This is a genomic window from Acidisoma silvae, from assembly GCF_020618775.1.
Lineage (GTDB): Bacteria > Pseudomonadota > Alphaproteobacteria > Acetobacterales > Acetobacteraceae > Acidisoma > Acidisoma silvae.
In genome coordinates this window covers 31,319-51,282 of sequence record NZ_JAESVB010000014.1, presented here as the reverse complement: position 1 = coordinate 51,282, position 19,964 = coordinate 31,319, and the positions used below count along the sequence as shown (strand labels likewise).

At 59.6% G+C, this 19,964-nt stretch carries 16 protein-coding genes; 8 read left to right on the top strand and 8 right to left on the bottom strand.

Annotated features, from left to right (window positions below):
* Positions 1-59 precede the first annotated feature (59 nt).
* Positions 60-1,154: a zinc-binding dehydrogenase gene (locus ASILVAE211_RS20160; protein WP_227323161.1), complete on the bottom strand. Its 1,095-nt coding sequence runs from the start codon at positions 1,152-1,154 to the stop codon at positions 60-62.
* Positions 1,155-1,494: 340 nt separating this feature from the next.
* Between ASILVAE211_RS20160 and ASILVAE211_RS20155 the strand changes: the two genes are divergently transcribed.
* From ASILVAE211_RS20155 to ASILVAE211_RS20140, 4 genes are all read left to right on the top strand, one after another.
* Positions 1,495-2,562, top strand: coding sequence for a sugar ABC transporter substrate-binding protein (locus ASILVAE211_RS20155; RefSeq protein ID WP_227323160.1), 1,068 nt, complete (start codon positions 1,495-1,497; stop codon positions 2,560-2,562).
* 121 nt (positions 2,563-2,683) lie between these two features.
* Entirely contained in the window at positions 2,684-4,258 is a 1,575-nt protein-coding gene (locus tag ASILVAE211_RS20150) for a sugar ABC transporter ATP-binding protein (RefSeq protein ID WP_227323159.1), read from the top strand.
* A gap of 11 nt (positions 4,259-4,269) precedes the next feature.
* Entirely contained in the window at positions 4,270-5,274 is a 1,005-nt protein-coding gene (locus ASILVAE211_RS20145; RefSeq protein ID WP_227323158.1) for an ABC transporter permease, read from the top strand.
* 64 nt (positions 5,275-5,338) lie between these two features.
* Positions 5,339-5,947, top strand: a complete 609-nt coding sequence (locus tag ASILVAE211_RS20140) for a hypothetical protein (RefSeq protein WP_227323157.1) — start codon at positions 5,339-5,341, stop codon at positions 5,945-5,947.
* Here ASILVAE211_RS20140 and ASILVAE211_RS20135 read toward each other — a convergent pair.
* From ASILVAE211_RS20135 to mgrA, 7 genes are all read right to left on the bottom strand, one after another.
* A complete protein-coding gene (locus tag ASILVAE211_RS20135) occupies positions 5,944-7,671 on the bottom strand; it encodes a dipeptide ABC transporter ATP-binding protein (RefSeq protein ID WP_227323156.1) in 1,728 nt (575 codons plus the stop codon). The two genes, ASILVAE211_RS20140 and ASILVAE211_RS20135, sit on opposite strands and share 4 nt — an antisense overlap.
* Positions 7,668-8,549, bottom strand: coding sequence for an ABC transporter permease (locus tag ASILVAE211_RS20130; RefSeq protein ID WP_227323155.1), 882 nt, complete (start codon positions 8,547-8,549; stop codon positions 7,668-7,670). The genes ASILVAE211_RS20135 and ASILVAE211_RS20130 overlap by 4 nt, the downstream gene beginning before the upstream one ends.
* Positions 8,546-9,553 carry an ABC transporter permease gene (locus ASILVAE211_RS20125; protein WP_227323154.1) on the bottom strand — a complete coding sequence of 336 codons (1,008 nt, stop codon included), beginning with the start codon at positions 9,551-9,553 and terminating at the stop codon, positions 8,546-8,548. Before ASILVAE211_RS20125 ends, ASILVAE211_RS20130 begins: the two co-directional genes overlap by 4 nt.
* Positions 9,554-9,556: 3 nt before the next feature.
* Complete coding sequence (locus ASILVAE211_RS20120) at positions 9,557-11,182, bottom strand: ABC transporter substrate-binding protein (protein WP_227323153.1); 1,626 nt, start codon at positions 11,180-11,182, stop codon at positions 9,557-9,559.
* A gap of 33 nt (positions 11,183-11,215) precedes the next feature.
* Complete coding sequence (locus ASILVAE211_RS20115; protein ID WP_227323152.1) at positions 11,216-12,616, bottom strand: NtaA/DmoA family FMN-dependent monooxygenase; 1,401 nt, start codon at positions 12,614-12,616, stop codon at positions 11,216-11,218.
* A gap of 330 nt (positions 12,617-12,946) precedes the next feature.
* Positions 12,947-13,543, bottom strand: a complete 597-nt coding sequence (locus ASILVAE211_RS20110) for a dimethylsulfonioproprionate lyase family protein (RefSeq protein ID WP_227323151.1) — start codon at positions 13,541-13,543, stop codon at positions 12,947-12,949.
* A 42-nt stretch (positions 13,544-13,585) separates the two neighbouring features.
* Complete coding sequence (gene mgrA / locus ASILVAE211_RS20105) at positions 13,586-14,629, bottom strand: L-glyceraldehyde 3-phosphate reductase (protein WP_319799603.1); 1,044 nt, start codon at positions 14,627-14,629, stop codon at positions 13,586-13,588.
* Between the two features lie 258 nt (positions 14,630-14,887).
* On the opposite strand from mgrA, the gene ASILVAE211_RS20100 reads away from it, so the two are divergent.
* Genes ASILVAE211_RS20100 through ASILVAE211_RS20085 form a run of 4 tightly spaced genes read left to right on the top strand, consistent with a single transcriptional unit; the run spans position 14,888 to position 19,958 of the window.
* The gene (locus tag ASILVAE211_RS20100) at positions 14,888-16,519 is read left to right on the top strand and encodes an ABC transporter substrate-binding protein (protein ID WP_227323150.1); all 1,632 of its coding nucleotides are present in this window, start codon (positions 14,888-14,890) and stop codon (positions 16,517-16,519) included.
* A 3-nt stretch (positions 16,520-16,522) separates the two neighbouring features.
* Positions 16,523-17,485: an ABC transporter permease gene (locus ASILVAE211_RS20095; RefSeq protein ID WP_227323149.1), complete on the top strand. Its 963-nt coding sequence runs from the start codon at positions 16,523-16,525 to the stop codon at positions 17,483-17,485.
* Positions 17,482-18,360: an ABC transporter permease gene (locus tag ASILVAE211_RS20090; protein ID WP_227323148.1), complete on the top strand. Its 879-nt coding sequence runs from the start codon at positions 17,482-17,484 to the stop codon at positions 18,358-18,360. Before ASILVAE211_RS20095 ends, ASILVAE211_RS20090 begins: the two co-directional genes overlap by 4 nt.
* The gene (locus ASILVAE211_RS20085; RefSeq protein ID WP_227323147.1) at positions 18,357-19,958 is read left to right on the top strand and encodes a dipeptide ABC transporter ATP-binding protein; all 1,602 of its coding nucleotides are present in this window, start codon (positions 18,357-18,359) and stop codon (positions 19,956-19,958) included. The genes ASILVAE211_RS20090 and ASILVAE211_RS20085 overlap by 4 nt, the downstream gene beginning before the upstream one ends.
* Positions 19,959-19,964: the final 6 nt, after the last annotated feature.

The following is a 19,964-nucleotide window of genomic DNA, read 5'->3' as shown; positions in this document are numbered from 1 at the left end:
CCAGCCGCCACCCCTTTTCTGAAAGCAAAAGTCAACGATACGAAGTCTTCATATTCCTATTACGCTGCTTCACAGATTATCGAGGCGCGCGTCACTTCGCGTTTAGCCGATTTATCAAGTGCCTCTTTAACGGAGGTCAAAGGAAAGCTTGCATCGAGCAAATCACCGAACGGATAGCGCGTCATGTGCTGTTCGAGGAAAAGCAGCGCTTTGTATAGATAGCGCGCATCGTAGCGGTCCACGGGCATGACGGTAACGGAACGGCGCGTCAAAAGACCGGGGTCCATATCGATGGTGAAACCCGGTGACAAGTTACCCATGACAAGATAACGCCCGCCGCGGCGAACAAGCCCCCGCACACCTTCATTGAAAGCCGCCGGCACGCCCGTGACTTCCATGCCGACATCGGCACCGCGACCATTCGTGAGGTCCTGCACGGCTTTAATGCGGTCAGCCTCCGTCGGATAATCATTCATGTTGATGACATGGGCGGCACCGAAGGCTTTTGCCTGCTTCAACCGCAACTCCACGCCATCGATCATGATCACGCGTATGCCACGAGAGGCCGCGACAGCCGCACCCATCAGGCCAAGGCCGCCGGCTCCCTGAATGACCAGGGTTTCGCCATAGGCCACACCGATACGGTCAAGTCCAAAATAGACCTGCGACAATGCGCAATTCGCACTGGCCGCGACGCTATCGGGAATGTTCTCTGGGACTTTGTAAAAATTCTGCCGCGGATGAATATAGACATGGCTGGCGAAGCCGGCATGAAAATGCGGAGCCTGCTCCGGTTGCAGCGCAAAGAATTCATAGGCATTGTCGCAAAGGTTATACTGCCCGTCGAGGCAAGGGCGACACTTGAGGCAGGTCTGGAAATATGTCGCGACAACACGATCTCCCACTTTCACAGGCTGGCTGGCATAATCCGTTGTCACGCCATCGCCGAGCGCGATAACGCGGCCAACCATCTCATGACCAATACCGCCACGCTTCTTTACGGGGTGATGGCCTCGCCAGACATGAAGCTCAGAACCGCATACATTCGCACGCAGTATTTGCAGCACGAGCGCGCCAGGCCCGGGCGTCGGTATATCATAACTTTGATATTCGAGCTCTCCGGGCTTGGTCATTACCGCGATGGTTCCGCGCATGGCGCTATTCCTCTATTATAGTTATCTTAGGCATGGTCTGCCGGCGTGATGATCAGCACGGTACAATCATCCGAACAAATGCCATTCGCACGCTGCCAATTACTTGTGCGACGCAGCATTTTCTCCAAGTTGATTGCGTATATCGATGCGTCTCCTCTCCGACACTATCAATATACTTACGAACAAGCCTAGCTTTCGTGAGGCGGTGTCCTGCTATAGCAGGTATAGCGTTGCTGAAGATTGACCCCTTTCCCGTTGTAAGGCTCTGTCATCGTCAAAATACGGCATGATCTGAATGTGCCGGAAAACGCGCAGACTCTGGCGCAACGGGGGAAATATAATGGGACTTTATTCCGGCTTCAGAAAATTTCTAGCGATTTCGACATTCGTGCTGCCGACATTTGTGGCGACGTCTGCTTGGTCTGCCACGCCGGTTTCCATCGATGTCGGCGGTGGTTACGTCATTAAGACAAATGGCGCGCCGTTGAAGATCGCATTCTTTTCCCTCGGATCCGGCAATAGCTTCCTCAAGGCGCAAAACGAGCAGGCTGTCGAAACAGCTAAGGCCGTCGGTGCGACGATCGATATCTTCCAAAGCGATTTCGATGCCTCCAAGCAAATGGATCAAATGCAGATTGCCTTGGCAAGCAAGAAGTATAACGCGTGGATCGTGGAACCTGTCGCCGGAAACGTTGCTTGCCAAATAGCCACAAAACAGGCACCTGCGGCCAATATTCTGGTCGAAGATATCGACGGCACCCTGTGCGGGCGTATCCTTGGTGAAGGCGAGCAACTCTGGAGCCCCGGCACGCTGAATTATGTCGGCGGCAACGAGTCCGTTAAGGCCTGGTCGATCCTGTGGGAAAAGGCGGTTAAGGATAATCCCGGCCCGCAAACTGTCGGTGTCATGGTCGGGCCCGCGCTCAACAGCATCACCAAGGCGTTTTACAAGGCTCAGAAGGATATCGCTCCGTCAAACTGGAAGATTATAGCGCCTGTCTATACGGACTACTCGGTGCCCGATGCCGAGCAGAAAGCCCAGCCACTGGTGCAGGCTCATCCGGACATGACGATTCTTATGTCCGCCTATACGAATATTACAAAAGGCGCGGTCGCTGCTTTGCGCGCCAGCAATCGTCTCGGCAAAGTCAAGATCTACGAGGGCGGCGGTACCGTGACCGGCCTTGCCTATGTCAAGGCGGGAACCACGCAGGCCATGCTGGCGCGCTATTCGCGCACGCCAATTGCCTATGCCATTCAGGCGGTCGCTGATGCATGGGCGGGAAAGCCAGTGCCACATTACACCGGTGATGACGGGCACGCCCTGGAGACGGGTCGCGATCCTGCTTCGGCTTCGTTCCTGGTCACGAAAGCCAATGCCGAAAACTACCATCCTGAGAATGACTGATTTTGCTCAGCGTTGAAGTCTCGGCCCTAGCGGATAGCCCCGGGCGCATTCAACACGGTGACCGCCGGATTTCGGTCACCGGTATCAGCTCAGCCCGCGCTGTAAGACGAGGATAGGGGATATGCACCAAGCCGAGTCACCCGCGACCGTCGCTTCTCGACATGAAAATGCGGTCACGATTTCTGCCCGCGACGTGACCAAAGAATTTGGCGGCGTAAAGGCGTTGAAGGGCGTCAGTGTCGACTTCTACGCCGGTGAAGTGCATGCGCTCGTCGGAGAGAACGGCGCTGGCAAATCCACCTTTCTTGGAACCCTGGCGGGTCGCGTCTCGCCGACCACCGGCAGCCTCACCGCTTTCGGTCATATGATAACGGGGGCCAATCCACGTGCATCCCGCGCCGCCGGCATCGTCGCCATCTATCAAGAATTGACGATGATACCGGCTCGGACGGCATGTGAGAACGTCTTCCTCGGACAATTTCCGACCCGCCTAGGCATTGTCGACCACAGCAAAATGCGTGCGCGTTTTGAAGTCCTTTGCCAAAAATTTGGTGTCCATATGGACGCCGATGCAAGAACAGACACATTATCTATTGCGGATCAGCAGCTTCTTGAAATTATGCGTGCCTATGAGTCTGCCGCCAAGGCTGTGCTGTTTGACGAACCGACCGCGTCGCTTGGAGAAAGTGAACGGGCAAGATTGCTGGACATCATCAGACAAATGAAAGCGAATGGAACGACCATCGCCTTCGTCAGCCATCATCTGGATGAAGTACTTGCGGTTAGCGATCGCATCACGGTCTTTCGGGACGGATCTGTGGTTGCAAGCCGGCCGACCTCCGCTTGGACCAAGCAGCAGATTGTCACTGAGATGCTTGGCAGCGAACTCAAGAGCACATTGCAACAGCGCCCACTGAGACCAACCCAAATGCCCCGCGACCTTCTCAAGGTCAGTGATATTGCCGTCGCAGGTCTTTTGTATCCGGCAAGCTTCGTTATTCGTGCCGGCGAGGTTTTAGGGATCGCAGGGCTTGTCGGTTCGGGAAGAACCTCACTGTTGCGCGCATTGGCCGGTCTGGAGCCTGCGACGGGAAGGCTCGAGATCGATGAGGTGGAAAAGCCAGCCCCGCGAACGCCCCGCGCCGCGCGAGCACTGGGTATCGCTCTTATTCCCGAGGACCGAAAGGGACAAGGGCTCGTTCTCAGCCGTTCTTCAGCCTGTAACGTCATTCTTGGAGATATGCCGTCGATCGCCCGATTCAGGATCTTGCGCGAGCCTGTTATCATGAAGGCCGCCAGTGCAGCGGTGGTCAACTATGGGTTCAATCTTAACCGGCTTAGCGCCCCCGCCAGGACGCTGTCCGGCGGCAATCAGCAAAAGCTCATGTTAGGACGCTGGCACCATGCCCGGCCACGCGTGCTGCTCGCCGATGAGCCGACGCGCGGAATCGACATCGGTGCAAAGACCGAAATCCTTGCGGCACTCCGCAAGGCCGCTCTCGAGGAAGGCCTTGCCGTTGTCATCGTCTCCTCGGAACTGGAAGAACTACTGGTCGTATCTGACCGCATCCTGATTATGCGCGATGGCCACATGGTCGATACACTTGATTGTCACAGCGACGATGTCGATGTCGAACGCATCCTTCATTCGGCATTCGCTGTACATGCAGCCAGCCTCCATACTGAACACGCGTAGAGAGAAGCCTTATGAAGAATCCGTCGAGCGCGGCGCCCGGTCGCCCAAGCACAGGAAACGGTGCTGCTTCCCTGTCGCGTTTTGCACGCAAGATTCCTTTCGATGTTAGCAGTCTGGGCATGATAGGCGCGCTGATCGTCGTCATGATCGTCGGTCAGATTATCTATCCTGCTTTCCTGACCTGGACGAATATCGGTATTATTCTCACCCAGAATGCACCGCTTGGCATTGTCGCCGTCGGCATGACATTCGTCATGATCAGTGGCGGTTTCGATCTATCTGTCGGTGCGATCTATGCCTTCGCAGCGACGATGTTCGCGAAAATTGCGATGGACCACGGTCTGGTCGAGGCTGGACTGTGTACGCTCCTCCTAGGGATCGTTTGTGGCACCGCCAATGGAGCGGTCGTCGCCCTTTGGCGCATAAACCCCTTCATCGCGACGCTTGGCTCGGCATCGATCTTCAGCGGTCTGGCTTTCGTGTATTCTAATTCCACACCGCAGACGCCCGACAATCCCAATTTCCAAATTCTGGGCCAGGCGTTCTGGGGTCCGTTGCCGATCGCGGTTTGGCTTTTGTTTGTGACCGTGCTTCTGGGCGGCTTTGTTCTCTCGAAGACCGTCTATGGCCAGGCCTTATATGCCATTGGGGGCAATGAAACAGCCGCACGACTGTCAGGCTTGCGGGTTGGATTGATCCGCGGATCAACTTTCGCTTTGGTCGGCCTGTTGTCAGCGGCAGCGGGCATGATTGAGGCGAGCCGGCTTGCGGTTGGTCAGGCCGATATTGGCGGAACCATTCCGCTGGATGCCATCGCAGTCGTCATCATTGGCGGCACGTCTTTGCTGGGCGGAGAAGGTTCGATTTGGCGAACTGTGGTGGGTCTGCTTATCCTTGGCGCTATCACTAATCTTTTCTATTCCCTGGCCGTTGATTCCAATGTGCAGCTGGTTGCCAAGGGTGCGATCGTCATCGGCGCAGTGGGACTGGACGTATGGTCGCGGCGGCGGCGATAACTGACAAGGGCAAAGCCGCGGCTCCCTGTGCTACAGGAGCTTAGACCGGGCCTCGGGAGGCGTGATGACTAACTGGGACATAACGCGGCAGTCCTTGAGGCGAATAGAGGAGCAGAGGCCGGAAATTCCTCTGGTTTGCGCGCCTGAAGCACCGCCCGAGGCTTGGACGACTGAGGAAGGACAGGGTCTGGACGACAAGACGCTTGCCTACGTCATCGCCGCGCGGCCCGCTTTCGACGCTATGCGCGAAGCGACCGCACAACTCGCAGCGCTTTTCGTCCTGGCAGCTGCCGGTGGCAGAAGCGCACAGGACAATCCCATCTTTGCGATGGCGCGCTCAGCCCAGGCAGAGTCGCGCGACGTTATCCGGTCACTGCGCCCGAGCCCGCAAGGGGCACATCATCATCATCACCTGCTCGCCTGCTCCAAAATGTTGGGGAGTGCGTGCGATGCAGCGTCTGAAACTATGCACAAAGGCCAAAACGAAAAGGCGCTCACGCTTTTGCAGAAAGCGCTCAGACAGCTTCATTTTGCCGCGGCGGCCCTGCCCGGATTTGAGGTCGTTGCCCTCAATCAAAGCTGCTGCGCCGCGCACAGCGCTTCAGCCAGCTATTCGCCGGGCGATGCAGCTGGCCGCGATATACCAGGCATCCGATCAAAACGCCGTTTTTAGCTCCATGCTGCGGCCTTGCGCAAATTTGCGTATTCAAGCCGCGGCAGAGACGCAAGCAATTGCTGGGTATAGGCATGCTGCGGATTGCGGAAGACGTCATCGGCCGTCCCCTGTTCCACAGCCCGGCCGTTCTGCATAACCAGCACGCGATCACTCATGTGATGGATCACGCCAAGATCATGCGAAATGAACAGGTAGCTGATCTGAAGCTGGACCTGCAAGTCTGACAGAAGATCCAGGATCTGCGCTTGGATGGACACATCGAGGGCCGAAACGGCCTCATCCAGCACCACAACCTCCGGATGGGTGGCGATGGCGCGGGCGATGGCCACCCGCTGTCTTTGCCCACCCGACATGCGCAGCGGCCACTGCTCCAGATGCGCAGCGCTAAGCCCAACCGCTTCGAGCAAGTGAACGGCGCGATCCTCCACTTGCCCGCGCGGCATCACCTCTTGCAGGCAAATCGCATCAGACAGAATACGCGATACACGCCAGCGAGGGTCAAAAGATGATAGAGGATCCTGATACACCACGGATATGCGCCTGCGGATGGCGCGTTGATCCGCGATGCTCGCACTACTCCACGGGCGGCCGAGAAAGCGGACCTCACCGCTGTCTGGCCTTTCAAGAGAAAGCGCAATGCGGGCCAATGTGCTTTTACCCGAACCTGATTCGCCAACGATGCCAAGCGTCTCTCCGCGCGCAAGCGTAAAGGACACATCCTTCACGACCGTGCGGCGAAGCCCGCCAGGACCAGGAAAGCTTTTGACGATGCCGCGCGCATCCAGCAGCGGCACGGGGCTGTCCGCGAGATCAGCCCGCTCTGCCCGGAAAAGCGTCTGGGCGACGGCACCGCCATGCGGCGAAAGCCGTGTGCCTTTGGTGTGTTCACTCGGCACCGCATCGATCAACTGCTGTGTATAGGGATGCCGAGGGCGCCCAAGCACCTCGCCGCGCGGACCGGCCTCAACGATCGCACCTCCCTGCATCACAAGGATGATGTCGGCAAGCTGTGAGACGACTGCGAGATCGTGACTGATCAGGATAACGCTCGTGCCACGGCCCAGCATCTCCTTGAGCACGGACAGAACCTGCGCCTGAACGGTTACGTCCAGTGCCGTTGTCGGCTCATCGGCAATGACGATATCCGGGTGCAAAGCGATGGCCGAAGCGATCAGGGCACGCTGGCGCAATCCACCGGACAGTTCTCCGGGTCGCTGCTTGACGAGCAGGTCCGGCTCCGGCACGCCCACGTCCCACAGCGTCTGTCTTACCTTCTGCAGGCGGGTCTTACGCGTCCCCCATTTATGCAGCCAGAGCGCCTCTTCAATCTCCTTGCCGACGGGGCGGAGTGGATCGAGGGAGACAAGCGCATCCTGCAAGATAAACCCTATCTTGCGGCCCCGCACCGAGCCCCACCAGGCCTCTGGCCTGTCCAGCAAGGTCTCGCCCTCGAGCGCCAGACGATCGGCAGCGACCGTAGCGCCCTGCCCTGCCAGTCCGACAAGCGCGCGTGCCGTGACACTTTTGCCGGAACCGGACTCACCGACAATTGCGATGCACTGACCCGCGCGCAGATCGAAGCTGACGTCTTTGACGACATGCCGGCTCTCGCCACTCTCCTGAGCGAACCATATATTCAGCCCCTGCGCCTGCAACACGCTTTCGCCAATGCCGCTCTCAATGCTGGCTTCGTTCAGGTGATCGATGACTGTGTCCATCATTGGAGATTCCCTTCCGAACGATCCTGAACATATCGCCCGATCTGCGTGAAGGAGAGCGCGACCAATACAATTGCAATGCCCGGAAAAATCTCAAGCCACCAGGCAACGGTGATGCTGGCCTTGCCCGCTTCGAGCAGGGCGCCCCATTCCGGCGACGGTGGCGCCACACCGAGGCCAAGAAATGAAAGGCCCGATGCCCAGACAACTGACTGGCCGATGCCGAGTGTTACCAGCGCCACGAGCGGACGAAATGCATTCGGCGCGATATGCTGGCGGAAAATCGTACGTTCCGAATGACCCAGTGCCAGGGCAGCCTCAACATAACCTGATTTCCTGACCTTGAGCGCCTGCGCCCGGATCAGCCGCGCATAGCCTGCCGTCGTGCCGATGCCGACCGAAATGAGCAGGCTGGTTGCCGAAGGGCCAAGCAGCGCCACGAACAGCAGCGCAAGCAGCAGGATCGGGAAAGGGAGCAGAATTTCCAAAAGACGATGCAGCGGCCCGGCAATCCATTTGGGCCCCAGCGCGGCCGTGAAGCCCAGAACCAAGGCACCGAACAGGGCCACCGCCATCGCCCCAAGACCGATGAGCAATGACTGGCGCGTGCCCCAGACGATCCGGCTGTAGAGGTCTCGGCCGATATCATCGGTGCCGAGCAGATGGCCGACGCTTGGCGGGCTTAGCGTGTTGAGGAGATCCGTCTCGAAGGCAGAGTGCGTCGAGAGCAGTGACGGGTCAATCGCCGCGATGGCGAAGAACAGGACGACAAGCCCCGACAGCCAGATTGAGACCGGCAGTCTCGGCACGCCGATGCGCGACCGTGGCACGGTCTTCTGGTCTGCCTGTGGGCGCCCGAATTCAGTGGTGCTGGCGGTCATGCGGTGCCTCGCAATCTGGGATCGACGAGGCGATAGATCAGATCGACGACAAGATTGATGACGACGTACAAGAAAGCATTGAGGATGACGATTCCTGAAACCAGGGGAAAATCCTTGTCACTCACTGCACTGACAAGCACCGAGCCTAGCCCGGGACGGGCGAACACGGTTTCAACCAGCACCGCACCAGACAGCAGGCTGCCGATGGCCCAGCCGCTGAGCGTGATGGCAGGGATAAGGGCATGGCGCAGCACATGGCGCGCGCGGACCCCGGCGGCGCTCATGCCGCGCGTGCGCGCCGAGAGCACGAAAGGCTCGCGCATCGTGCGGTCGAACTCGCCGCGTATGGACTGTCCGAGAAAGCCGGCCAGCGGCAGGGCCAGAGTAATCGTCGGCAGAACCGTGTTCATGAAGGACGTGCCGCCAATGACCGGAAACCAGCCTAGGGTGATCGCAAAGACAATGAGCAGCAGAATCCCGACCCAGTAATGCGGCAGTCCTGCCGTGATGGTTTCGGCAGCAGAGCCGAAGCTGCCGAGACGCCTGCCTTGCCCGGCGGTCAGCAGCGTCCAGGGCACAGCGAAGATCCAGGCAAGCACAAGTGCCGAAATCGCGAGTGTGAATGTCGGACCAATCTGCTCACCAATGATCTTCGCAACGGGTCGCTGCAACTCATAAGAAGTGCCGAAATCGCCATGCAGCAATCCGCCGATATAGCGCGCATATTGTTCGACCATCGGTTGATCGAAACCGTATGCCCGGTTGATCGGCGTCAATTCCGCCGGCGTCCGCGCAATGGCCTGGCCGGAGGTGATATTCAGAATAATGGTCGCGCGGTCACCGGGCAGAACCGAGAGAGCGATGAACGTGACCGTCACCGCCCCCCAGAGAACAAAGATCGCCGCCGCAAGCCGGATTAGAACAGGCCTCAGGCGTGCGGCGAAGGAAGGGCGAAGGCCGGTTGCTTCCGACGCTTCGCCGACAAGAGAGAGAGGACTTGTCACGCGTCAGCCCTTGACGAAGTAGGCGTCGTAGAAGTTCAGCAGCCCATTGCCCTTATCCTGCCACAGGCCTTTCAGCTTCTTCGAAATGGCGACGTTGTAGGTAAAGTCATAGACACCCACCGCGATGGCCTGATCATCGAACCACTTTTGAAGCACCGCGAATTTCTGGAATCGCAGTTTCGGATCAGGCTCGCGCTGCGCATCCATAATCTGCGCCTCGATTTTCGCATTGGAGAAAAAGGACAGATTGTTGCCGTTCGGAAAGCCGTTCAGCTTGTCGTTATAAACGATGTCGAGAATGTTCGGAGAGGGCCAGACCCAGTAGCCGAAGCTGATCTCCTTGTCGGCCGGCTGCGAATCGGCCCCGGCGAAGCCCTGAGTCTGCGTCAGCGGGATCACATCGAGCTTGATGCCGACGGCCTTCACCTGATCCTGAATCACCTGGAGAGCCACCGCCCCTTCAGGATCGATGATCGCCTGGTTGAACGGAAGGCGCGCATCGAGGATCTTGCCGTCCTTGGTGCGATAGCCTTGTGCGTCCCGTCCGGTCCAACCTGCCGCGTCCAGCAGCGTGTTTGCCTTGGCGACATCATAGGGATAGTCGTCATCGACATTGAGATAAAGCGGCGTCGACCGGCTGAGCGACCCATTGCCTTCATACGGTGCCGTACCCTTGAAGACGGCAGCGACAATCCTCTTGCGGTCAATCGCATAGACGAAGGCCTGCCTAACACGCTGGTCGGTGAAAGGCCCACGCGCGACATTGAACGACAGCGCCTGCGGCCGGCCCGTCGCGACAAAGGACAAAGTCTGGAACTGGCGCTGCGCGTTCTTCCATTGCACGGAGGGTGGCTGGTAGGCGACATCGGCCTCGCCGCTCAGCAACGCGCCCCAGCGGGTCGTCGCGTCCGGCACGAACTTCCAGTCCAATTGTGCAGCATAGGCCGGGCCATTGTGATGCGCATTCGGCGGCGCCCAGTCATATTTATCGTTGCGCAGGAAAGTAATGCCCTCGCCGCGCGTCCATTTCTGGACCTTCCACGGGCCAGTGCCGACAGGCGCCAGGCATTTCTGTTCCGGCGTATTATGCGCAATCGAATCCGGCGACTGAAAGCCATAATGGCCATTGGCAAGGACGTTGTAGATTTCCGGGTTCGGCTCGGACAGATGCAGCGCCACCGTATAGGCATCGAGCTTCGTGAAGCCCGTCATATAGGTGAAACTATGCCAGCCGATGCCTTTCACCCAGACAGGGTAATTGGCAAGCACCGCATCGGCATTGAATTTATCACCATCCGTAAAAACCACATCCTTGCGGAGATGGAAGGTGATCGTTTTCCGGTCCGGCGATTCGCTCCAGTCCGTTGCCAGCCAAGGCCGTATTTTGCCGTTGTCATAGCTCACGAGATAGTCGAAGACCTGACGCGAAAGATAGGCCTGCTGCACCCATCCGCCCCAAAGGCAAGGCGGCTCCTGTTCATGCACATAGGTGATTGTTCCACCATTGATGCGTTGTCCAGCGTCGCCCGCGTCAGCGGCGAAGGCACCCGGCGTGGCAAAGGCCACCGACAGGGCGGTGACGGTAAGGGCAAGAGACGCTTGCGCGATCTCCTTGAAGCTTTTGTTCATCGTATCAGGTTTCGCCACGAATGAGGATTTGGGTCAAAGCGCTTCCGCCTGAGCGCGGCTCGCGCTGGCGTTTTGAAGTCCGATGGTCCGCGCATGATGGCTTTCGGAAAGGCGGTCGCCGGTGCGGAACAGTTTCTCCCGCAGCGTACCCGGCGCATACTCCGTCTGAGCGAGGCCCCGCGCTTGCAGCACAGGCACAACATGATCGACCCACTCATCCCACCAGCCGAGCGTCGTGATGGGAACAACGTTAAAGCCATCCACCCCGGCATCCGCCCAGCGCTGCACCTCATCGGCGATCTGTTCTGGCGTGCCGGCAAAGCGTCCAGGTAGAAGGGCGGTCTTGACGAGATGACCGCCCCATGTCGAATCGAGATCGACATCAGGATTCCTCTCAAGAATACGCCGGAACCCGCTGCGGACATGCTCGGACGTGTCATATTGCTCTTTAAGCTCCCGCAAGGTGGTTTCAGGCGGAATATTGAAATAGTCGATGCCGCTGCCGCCGCTCAGAAAGGCCTGGAAAGCATCAAAATCCGTATATTCATGCAGATAGGCCTGCTTGCGCTTGGCCTCCGCTTCCGTCGATCCGATAACAGTTGAGAGCGTCACGATCTTCTTGAGCGACCGAGGATCCCGTCCATTCTGTCTGGCAAGGTCATTGAGTATCGCGATATCACGCGCTGCCGCTTCCGGCGTGGCTGACGGCAGGAAGGTCACTTCCGCATTGCGAACGGCAAACTCGCGCCCCGCCGTGGAATTGCCCGCCTGGAAAAGCACCGGCGTGCGCTGCGGAGAGGGTTCCACGATATGCGGGCCGGCGACCTTGTAGCGTTCCCCGATATGATTGATGCGATGAATGCGGTCGCGATCGAAGAAGCGATTGGCCGCGACATCGTGCAGAACCGCGCCATCCTCCCAGGAATGCTCCCAAAGCTTGTAGGTGACGTCGAGATATTCTTGCGCCCAACGGTAACGCTCATCATGCGGCACGATGTCGTCATAGCCGAAATTCTGGAATCCATTCGTCAGATAGCTGGTGACAATATTCCAGCCGACACGGCCATTCGTATAATGGTCGAGCGATGACAATTGCCGCGCGAAGGCGAAGGGTGGGCTTTGGATGATATTGCTGGTGACGGCCAGGCCCAGATGTTCCGTGGCAAGGCCGAGGGCCGAGACGATCGTGATCGGGTCGGCTGACGGGAATTGCGATCCTGCGCGAATGGAGTGCTCAAAATCGTAGACCCCAGACACATCCGCGATGAAAAGCGTATCGAAGCGCCCGCGCTCCAGCGTTTTCACGACATGAATATAGGGGTCGAGCTTGGAATAGCCGTATTGTATTTGCCCCTCGGGCGTCCGCCAGTAACCATGGCTGTGATGATTGGGAGTGAGGTGCAGAAAACCATTGTAGATGAGATGACGGGTCATGATGAGGCCTTCATGTATCAAATGATTACCGCAAGCTCGACGCTTGCGGTAACGACCGCGCCACCCGATGGACAGGCCGACGAATTAAATACAAAAAATATTCGCTAATTTATATTTAGCTTAGGTTGATTCGGGCAATTTCAATAACTACGGATTTTTGTAGCGCGTCAATACACAAGTTCTGTTGCTATGAATATTTATGCACTATTTTAATTAGTTTAATTTGGGCAACGCTCAATGCTTCTGCCTGCGTTTGAGGACGCAATACGGCAGGGCGGCGAGCGGCCTTTCTACCCGGGAAATCGCGAACGCCGCACCATCACAGATAGGTCAGAGATAATAGGGTGGCGTGTCGATATCGCCGCTCCAGCCATAGAGAGCCAGAAGAGGCTCATCGTAGCTGCGCATGGCATGAGCCAGGTTTGACGGGTGCAAAATGGCTGTTCCTGGCGGAAGAAGGCTTGCCGATTGTGGCGTTTGCCATTCCGCCTCGCCCGCGATGACACGATAGAGTTCAACAGCGGGATGTGCGTGCATCGGATAGACGGTGTGCGGGGCCATTAGCGTCAGCCCGATGCGGCAGGCCGGCGCGAACAGGGCTGCATCCGGCCCGATCAATTCCGCAAAAGCAATCGCACTCGAGCGATCTGGCTCGCCCGGCCGAGCGGGATAGCTGTAATGCCAAACCATCTCATCGGCCACTGCACGCAGCGCTTGAGCAAGCCGCAGTGAAACAGCACCTTCAAGTGCGGCAGAAAACAGCGCTGTATGATCAAGGCGAGCGCCCGGAACGAAATTCGGCCGGACGCTCGCACACTCCGCCCCACGGCGCAGATGGGCCGCCTCTGCCGCCGCATCGGCGGGCAGCCCCGCGGGTTCGGAGAACTCGGCCAGGGCAGAGGCAAGATCGAGAAGCAATTGCGACATGAGACGGCGCCTGGCTGGTGAGCAAACGTATTTATGGCGCGGCTATTCGCCGCGCGTCGATACCTCCCGCCACAGATCGATGCTGCCTTCCTGGGCGTAAAGATCAATCTCCGCCAGTTCTTCCGTGGTGAAGGACAGATTATGGGCAGCGTCGAGGGCATTATCGAGTTGCGCAACGTCGCGCGCGCCGATCAGAGCTGAGGTGACACCAGGCTTGCGCAAGGTCCAGGCAATGGCGAGCTGGGCAAGCGACTGGCCCCGCCGATGCGCGATATCGCCCAATGCACGCACGCGCTCCAGATTTTCAGGGCTTAACAGTTCCGCGCTGAATGACGTATTTTTGGAGGCTCGCGTGCCGGCCGGAATACCGTTCAGATATTTATCCGTCAAAAGGCCCTGCGCCAGCGGCGAGAAGACAATTGTACCTGCCCCGACCTCATCCAGCGTATCGAGCAGACTGTCCTCGATCCAGCGGTTGATCAGGGAATAGGACGGCTGGTGAATCAGCAAAGGTACGCCGAGGTCTTTGAGAATGGCCGCCGCTTCCCTGGTCCGCTTCGGTCCATAGGAAGACAGACCAACATAAAGCGCCTTGCCCTGGCGCACGAGCTGCGCGAGCGCGCCCATCGTCTCTTCCAGCGGCGTCTCGAAATCAGGCCGGTGCGAATAGAAGATATCGACATAGTCGAGCTTCATGCGCTTCAGGCTTTGTTCGCAACTGGCGATCAGATATTTGCGGCTGCCGCCGTCACCATAAGGGCCAGGCCACATATCCCAGCCAGCCTTGCTCGATATGACGAGTTCGTCGCGATGCGGCCTAAAGTCACGCTCCAGCCACTGGCCAAAATTCTCTTCGGCCGAGCCGTAGGGCGGGCCATAGTTATTGGCCAGATCGAAATGCGTGACGCCCCGATCGAAAGCCCGTCGCAGAATGGCGCGCCCGGTTTCAAAGACATCCTCTCCGCCGAAATTATGCCAAAGCCCTAGCGAAATCGCGGGCAGGTCGAGGCCGGAGCGACCGCAGCGGCGATAGGGAATCTGGCCATAGCGATCAGCAGCAGCCTGGTAGGCAATATCGGTGGTCACGTCAGTCGACTCCCTCTCATGACCTGCCGCGGCAAGCCGGATATATAAAACTCTTATAATATGGAAAATAATATATACAACTTAATGTTATCGCTATAACGTGAGCTTAGGTTAAACGATTCAAGCGACATTACAAAATAAGATAATACGCGCAATTAAAAAGTTATTTCACCTCAAGACCTCAGGGGCCGCAGCCGCCCTGCTCAGAGCCCGCCTTCCCCTTCCTGAAAGACATTCAGAAACATCATGATGAGACAAGTGCCTGGCCCACGAGGCCGCCTTCTTACTGCCTGGCTCGCCGCCGCGACCTTGAGCCTGTCGGCGACCGCTGCCTGGGCGGCTGACCAGCCGCAGTCGGGCGGCACCATTACGCTGGCCACCTTCAAGGAGCCGCGCTGCCTTGACCCGACGGTGGGTGGGGATGTGCCGCAGGATATCATCGCCCATATGTTCACCGACAGTCTGATCTCTCAAACCGAGGATGGCGCCTACCATCCCTGGCTTGCGACATCATGGGACGTGACGGATGGCGGGCTGACCTATACTTTTCACCTGCGCACGGACGTAAAATTCTCCGACGGCACGCCCTTCAACGCGGCCGCAGTGAAGGCGAATTTCGACCATTGGCTGGACCCGAAGACAGGTTCGGCCAATATCGCGCCGCAGCTCACCAATCTCGCCAGCGTCACGGCTGTGAATGCGGCGACGCTTGTCGTCAAACTCAAGAGTGCCAATGCATTCTTTCTGACGACACTCGCCAATCCCAGCGCGGGCATGCAGTCGCCCCAGGCCATGGCGCGCGGCAATACTTTGAATTGCGAGTCGCCCGTCGGCAGCGGGCCGTTCATCGTGCAGAAGTGGATTCACGGCAGCGAGGTCATTTTTACCCGCAATCCGAATTATAATTCCCCGCCGCCGCAGGCGCTGCATACCGGACCGGCCTATGCCGACCGCGTGGTATGGAAGGTGATTGCCGAACCTGCGACACGCTTCAACGCACTATTGTCCGGTGAAGTTGGCGTGCTCAACGGCCTGCCGCCGGAAGACTATATTACGGCCAAATCTTCGCAGAACATTGCCATCATCGATGACTTCCAGCCTGGCGTGCCGTGGCAGGTTGACCTTAATACCAAGCGCGCGCCCTTCAATGACGTGCGGGTGCGCCGCGCCTTCCGCTACAGCCTGGATGCACCGGCCGGCCTGCGCAGCATCTTTTTCGGCGCCTATCAGCCGGCGGGCGGTCCGCTTTCCCCCAATACGCCTTTCTATGACGCGGCGGTGGAACACGCCTATCCGTACGACATTAAGGCCGCCGACAAGCTGCTGGATGCCGCAGGATGGACCGGGCGGGACGCGCAAGGCTACCGCACCAAGAACGGCCAGCGCCTGACCGTGCATTTCCCGGTCTATGCATCGACACAGCCCGCCGATCTCGCGCTGTATGAGCAATTGCAGGCAACGGCGAAGAAGGCCGGATTCGATCTGCAAATCGAAAAACAAGACGATTCCAAGGTCTATGCCCGGCAATACAGCTGGGATTACGATCTTTATATCGACTATTGGACAGTCAATACGCCGGGGGCCCTCACCTTCATCTATGACAGCGACGGGTTGACCAGCCTGGACGGCGGTTACCACAATAACGAAGCCGGCATCAGCGATCCGCATCTGGATGCCCTGCTGGCCGCAGGCCCGGCGACCTCCGACCCTGCCAAGCAGAAGCAGATCTATGACGAAGCGCAGCAGATCGTTTCCGACGATGCGCTGGCTGCACCGCTCTATGTCTATCCCTCCATCGCCGCCTTCAATACGGACAAGGTGCGGGACGTGCGGACGGATTGGTCTGTCCATTCTGTCACGCTCTATGACGCCTGGGTTCCGAAGAACTGAACCATGGCTCAGTTTCGCGATTTAGCGGTCGCGGGCGCCCGGAGGCTGGCAACACGCCTGGCCTCCGGATTGCTCGTTTTATGGGTCTCCGTCACCTTGACCTTCCTGGCGCTGCAGGTGGTGCCAGGTGACCCGGTCAAGATCATCGCCGGGCCGGGCGCGGTGCTAACGCCGGATGCGGTCGCGGCCTTGCGCCAGCAATTCGGCCTGGATCAGCCGGCGGTCGAACGCTATCTGCATTATCTGCTTGGCCTTGCCCACGGCAATCTTGGCATGTCCTACGAGAGCCAGCAGCCCGTCACGACCCTTATCTTCGGCCAATTGGGCAGTTCCGTGGCGCTTACCCTGGCAGCCCTTAGCGTCGCCTGGATCGTGGCCTTGCTGGGCATCCTGCTGACCGCCGCGCGATCCCCTGTCTGGGGCGGCCTCGGACGCGGTTTTGAGGTCATCACCTCGGCCCTGCCCGATTTCTGGCTCGGACTTCTGCTGATCACGGCCTTCTCCTTCAAACTCCACTGGTTCCCGGCCATCGGCCGTGGGCTTAGCGGATTGATCTTGCCGGCGCTCGCCCTTGGCATTCCGCTTGCCGGCTTCCTTGGCCAAATCACGCGGCAATCCTTTGAAGATGCAATGGCGCAGCCCTTCGCACTATCCGTGCAGGCACGTGGCGCCAGCGACCTGCGCCTGCGCCTGCGCCATGCGTTGCGGCACGCACTTCTGCCGGGCATCGCACTGTCAAACTGGTCGGTTGGCTGGCTTCTGGGCGCTTCGGTCGCGATCGAGCAGATTTTCGCACGCCGAGGACTGGGCGCCCTGATCCTGGAAGCCGTCCAGCGGCGCGATTTTCCGATCATCATGGGTAGCGTGGTGCTGATCGCCTTGGTCTATGTCCTCGTCAATATCGTGACGGACGGCCTGACCTTCCTGGTCGACCGGCGGTCGCAGGCCGGGGAGGCACGGGCATGAGCGGCGTCGCTATCATTGAGCAGGCCGCCGTCGCTGATGCCGCCCTGCATCAGGGGCCGGCACGGCGAGGGCCTGGCTTCGCCGTCTATGCCTCCTGCTTCATCCTGGCACTGGTGGTGCTGGCAGCGGTCTGGCCCCATGTGCTGGCCCCAACAGATCCCTATGACATCGACCCGACCTCGGCCTTCCTGCCGCCTTCCTCCGCGCATTGGTTCGGCACCGACCAAAGCGGGCGGGACGCCTTCAGCCGCGTTATACACGGCACGCGGCCCTCGCTGCTCATCGGCCTGCTGTCCATTGCCACAGCGCTTGCGGTCGGCGGCATTCTGGGCCTCGCCGCCGTCCTCGGCGGCCGGGCGGTAGATCACGCCGTCGCGCGGGTTATCGACGTGCTATTTGCCTTTCCCGGCCTTATCCTGGCCCTGATCTGCATCGCGATCCTGGGCGCGTCTCCCGTCACGCTGGCCATTGCCGTCGGGGTCGGCAGTTCCGGCGGCTATGCCCGCATCATTCGCGCGCAGGGGCTGATTGTCAGCACATCCGGCTATGTCGCGGCGGCTCGCATGCTGGGCCACGCGCCGCGCCGCATTCTGTTCCTGACGATCCTGCCGAATATTGCGCGCCCCCTGTTGCCGCTGTTCACACTCGGCATCGGGCAATGCATCGTCTGGGCGACAGGCCTGAGCTTCCTCGGCCTCGGCGTGCAGCCGCCGGAAGCCGAATGGGGCGCGCTTCTGGCCGACAGCCGCAGCTACACAGCCCTTGCCTGGTGGCTGACGGTGTTTCCTGGGGCGATGATTGCCGTGACGTCGCTCTCCCTCACCATTCTCGGCCGTTATCTACAGGCCCGTTTCGACGGAAGGGATGCCGCATGAGCGGAGCCGATACCCTGGCGCATGTCGAGAACCTGACGGTGCGGTTCCAGCGCCCGCATCCACGCACCGTACTGCGTGACATTTCCTTCACGCTGCAAGCGGGCCGCATACTCGCCATCGTCGGCGAATCAGGGTCCGGCAAATCCGTCACCGGGCGCAGCTTGCTCGGTCTCGCCGGCGCGGGTGCCGTCGTGACGGCACAGAGGCTGGAGATCGTCGGCCAGCCTGTCCTCGGCCTTTCCCAGCGCGCCTGGCGCCGGTTGCGCGGCAAGGAGATCGGCCTCGTGCTACAGGATGCGATGGTCTCGCTTGATCCCCTGCGGCCTGTCGCCGCCGAAATAGGCGAAGTTCTCGCGGTGCATGATATCGGCTCGCGCGGCACACGCCCGGCGCGCGTGATCGAAGCATTGACGGAAGCCGGCGTGCCGCGCCCGGAAGAACGCGCCCGTCAGCGCTCGGGCGAACTATCGGGCGGGCTCAGGCAGCGCGCGCTGGTCGCCGCCGCCATTGCCGCCCGCCCCCGCATTCTTATCGCGGACGAGCCGACCACGGCGCTGGATCCGACCGTGCAACGGCAGATCCTGGATCTGCTGCGAACCATGGCGGAACGCGGGGATGCGGTCCTGCTCATCACCCACGATATGGGCGTGGTCTCCGCAGTCGCGGATGACGTTCTGGTGCTGAAGGACGGCCATGTGATCGAGCAAGGTCCGGCGCAGGACATTCTGCGCACGCCACGCCACGCCTATACACGCTCCCTGCTCGCTGCCGTTCCCGGCCACCGGTCCGGGCCCAGCCGAATTGCGGAAACATCGGATGAAACGCCGGCGCTCGCGGTTTCCGGCCTGACGAAACATTATCCGCGTCCCGATGGCGCGCCCGTTGCCGTCGTTCAGGATATCAGCTTTACCTTGCGTCAGGGCCGCACGCTTGGTCTTGTCGGGGAATCGGGCGCCGGCAAATCGACCGTCGGCCGCATGCTGCTCGGCATGACGGAGCCTGACGCGGGTGCGGTGCGGCTGTTGGGCGACCCCTGGTCCGGCATCGCCGAACCGCTGCGCCGGTCACGACGGGCAGCGATTCAGATGATCTATCAGGATCCGCTGAGTTCCTTCGATCCGCGCCTGACTGTGCGAGACATCCTGTTGGACGCCCTGCATGCCGCAGGGCTCAGAGACAAGCCTGCGGCCCTGCGCCGGGCGGGTGAGTTGCTCGCGCAGGTCGGCCTTCCCGAACGCATCATCCCGCAATCCCCGCGCATCCTCTCAGGCGGCCAGCGGCAGCGTGTCGCGATTGCGCGGGCGATTGCAACCAATCCGCGCGTCCTGATCTGCGACGAGCCTGTCTCGGCACTCGACGTCATCACGCAGGCGCAGGTTCTTGAACTGCTGGACAGCCTGCAGAAGCGCCTCAATCTCAGCATGGTCTTCATCAGCCATGATCTCGGCGTCATCGGCCAGGTGAGCGACGACATTATGGTTCTGCGGGATGGACAGGTCGTCGAACATGGCGCCGCGGACGCCATCATCACGGCGCCGAAGCACCCGTATACGCGCCAGCTTTTTGAAGCGGCGCTGCATCTTCCCAAAGCTGCGTGACCCGAG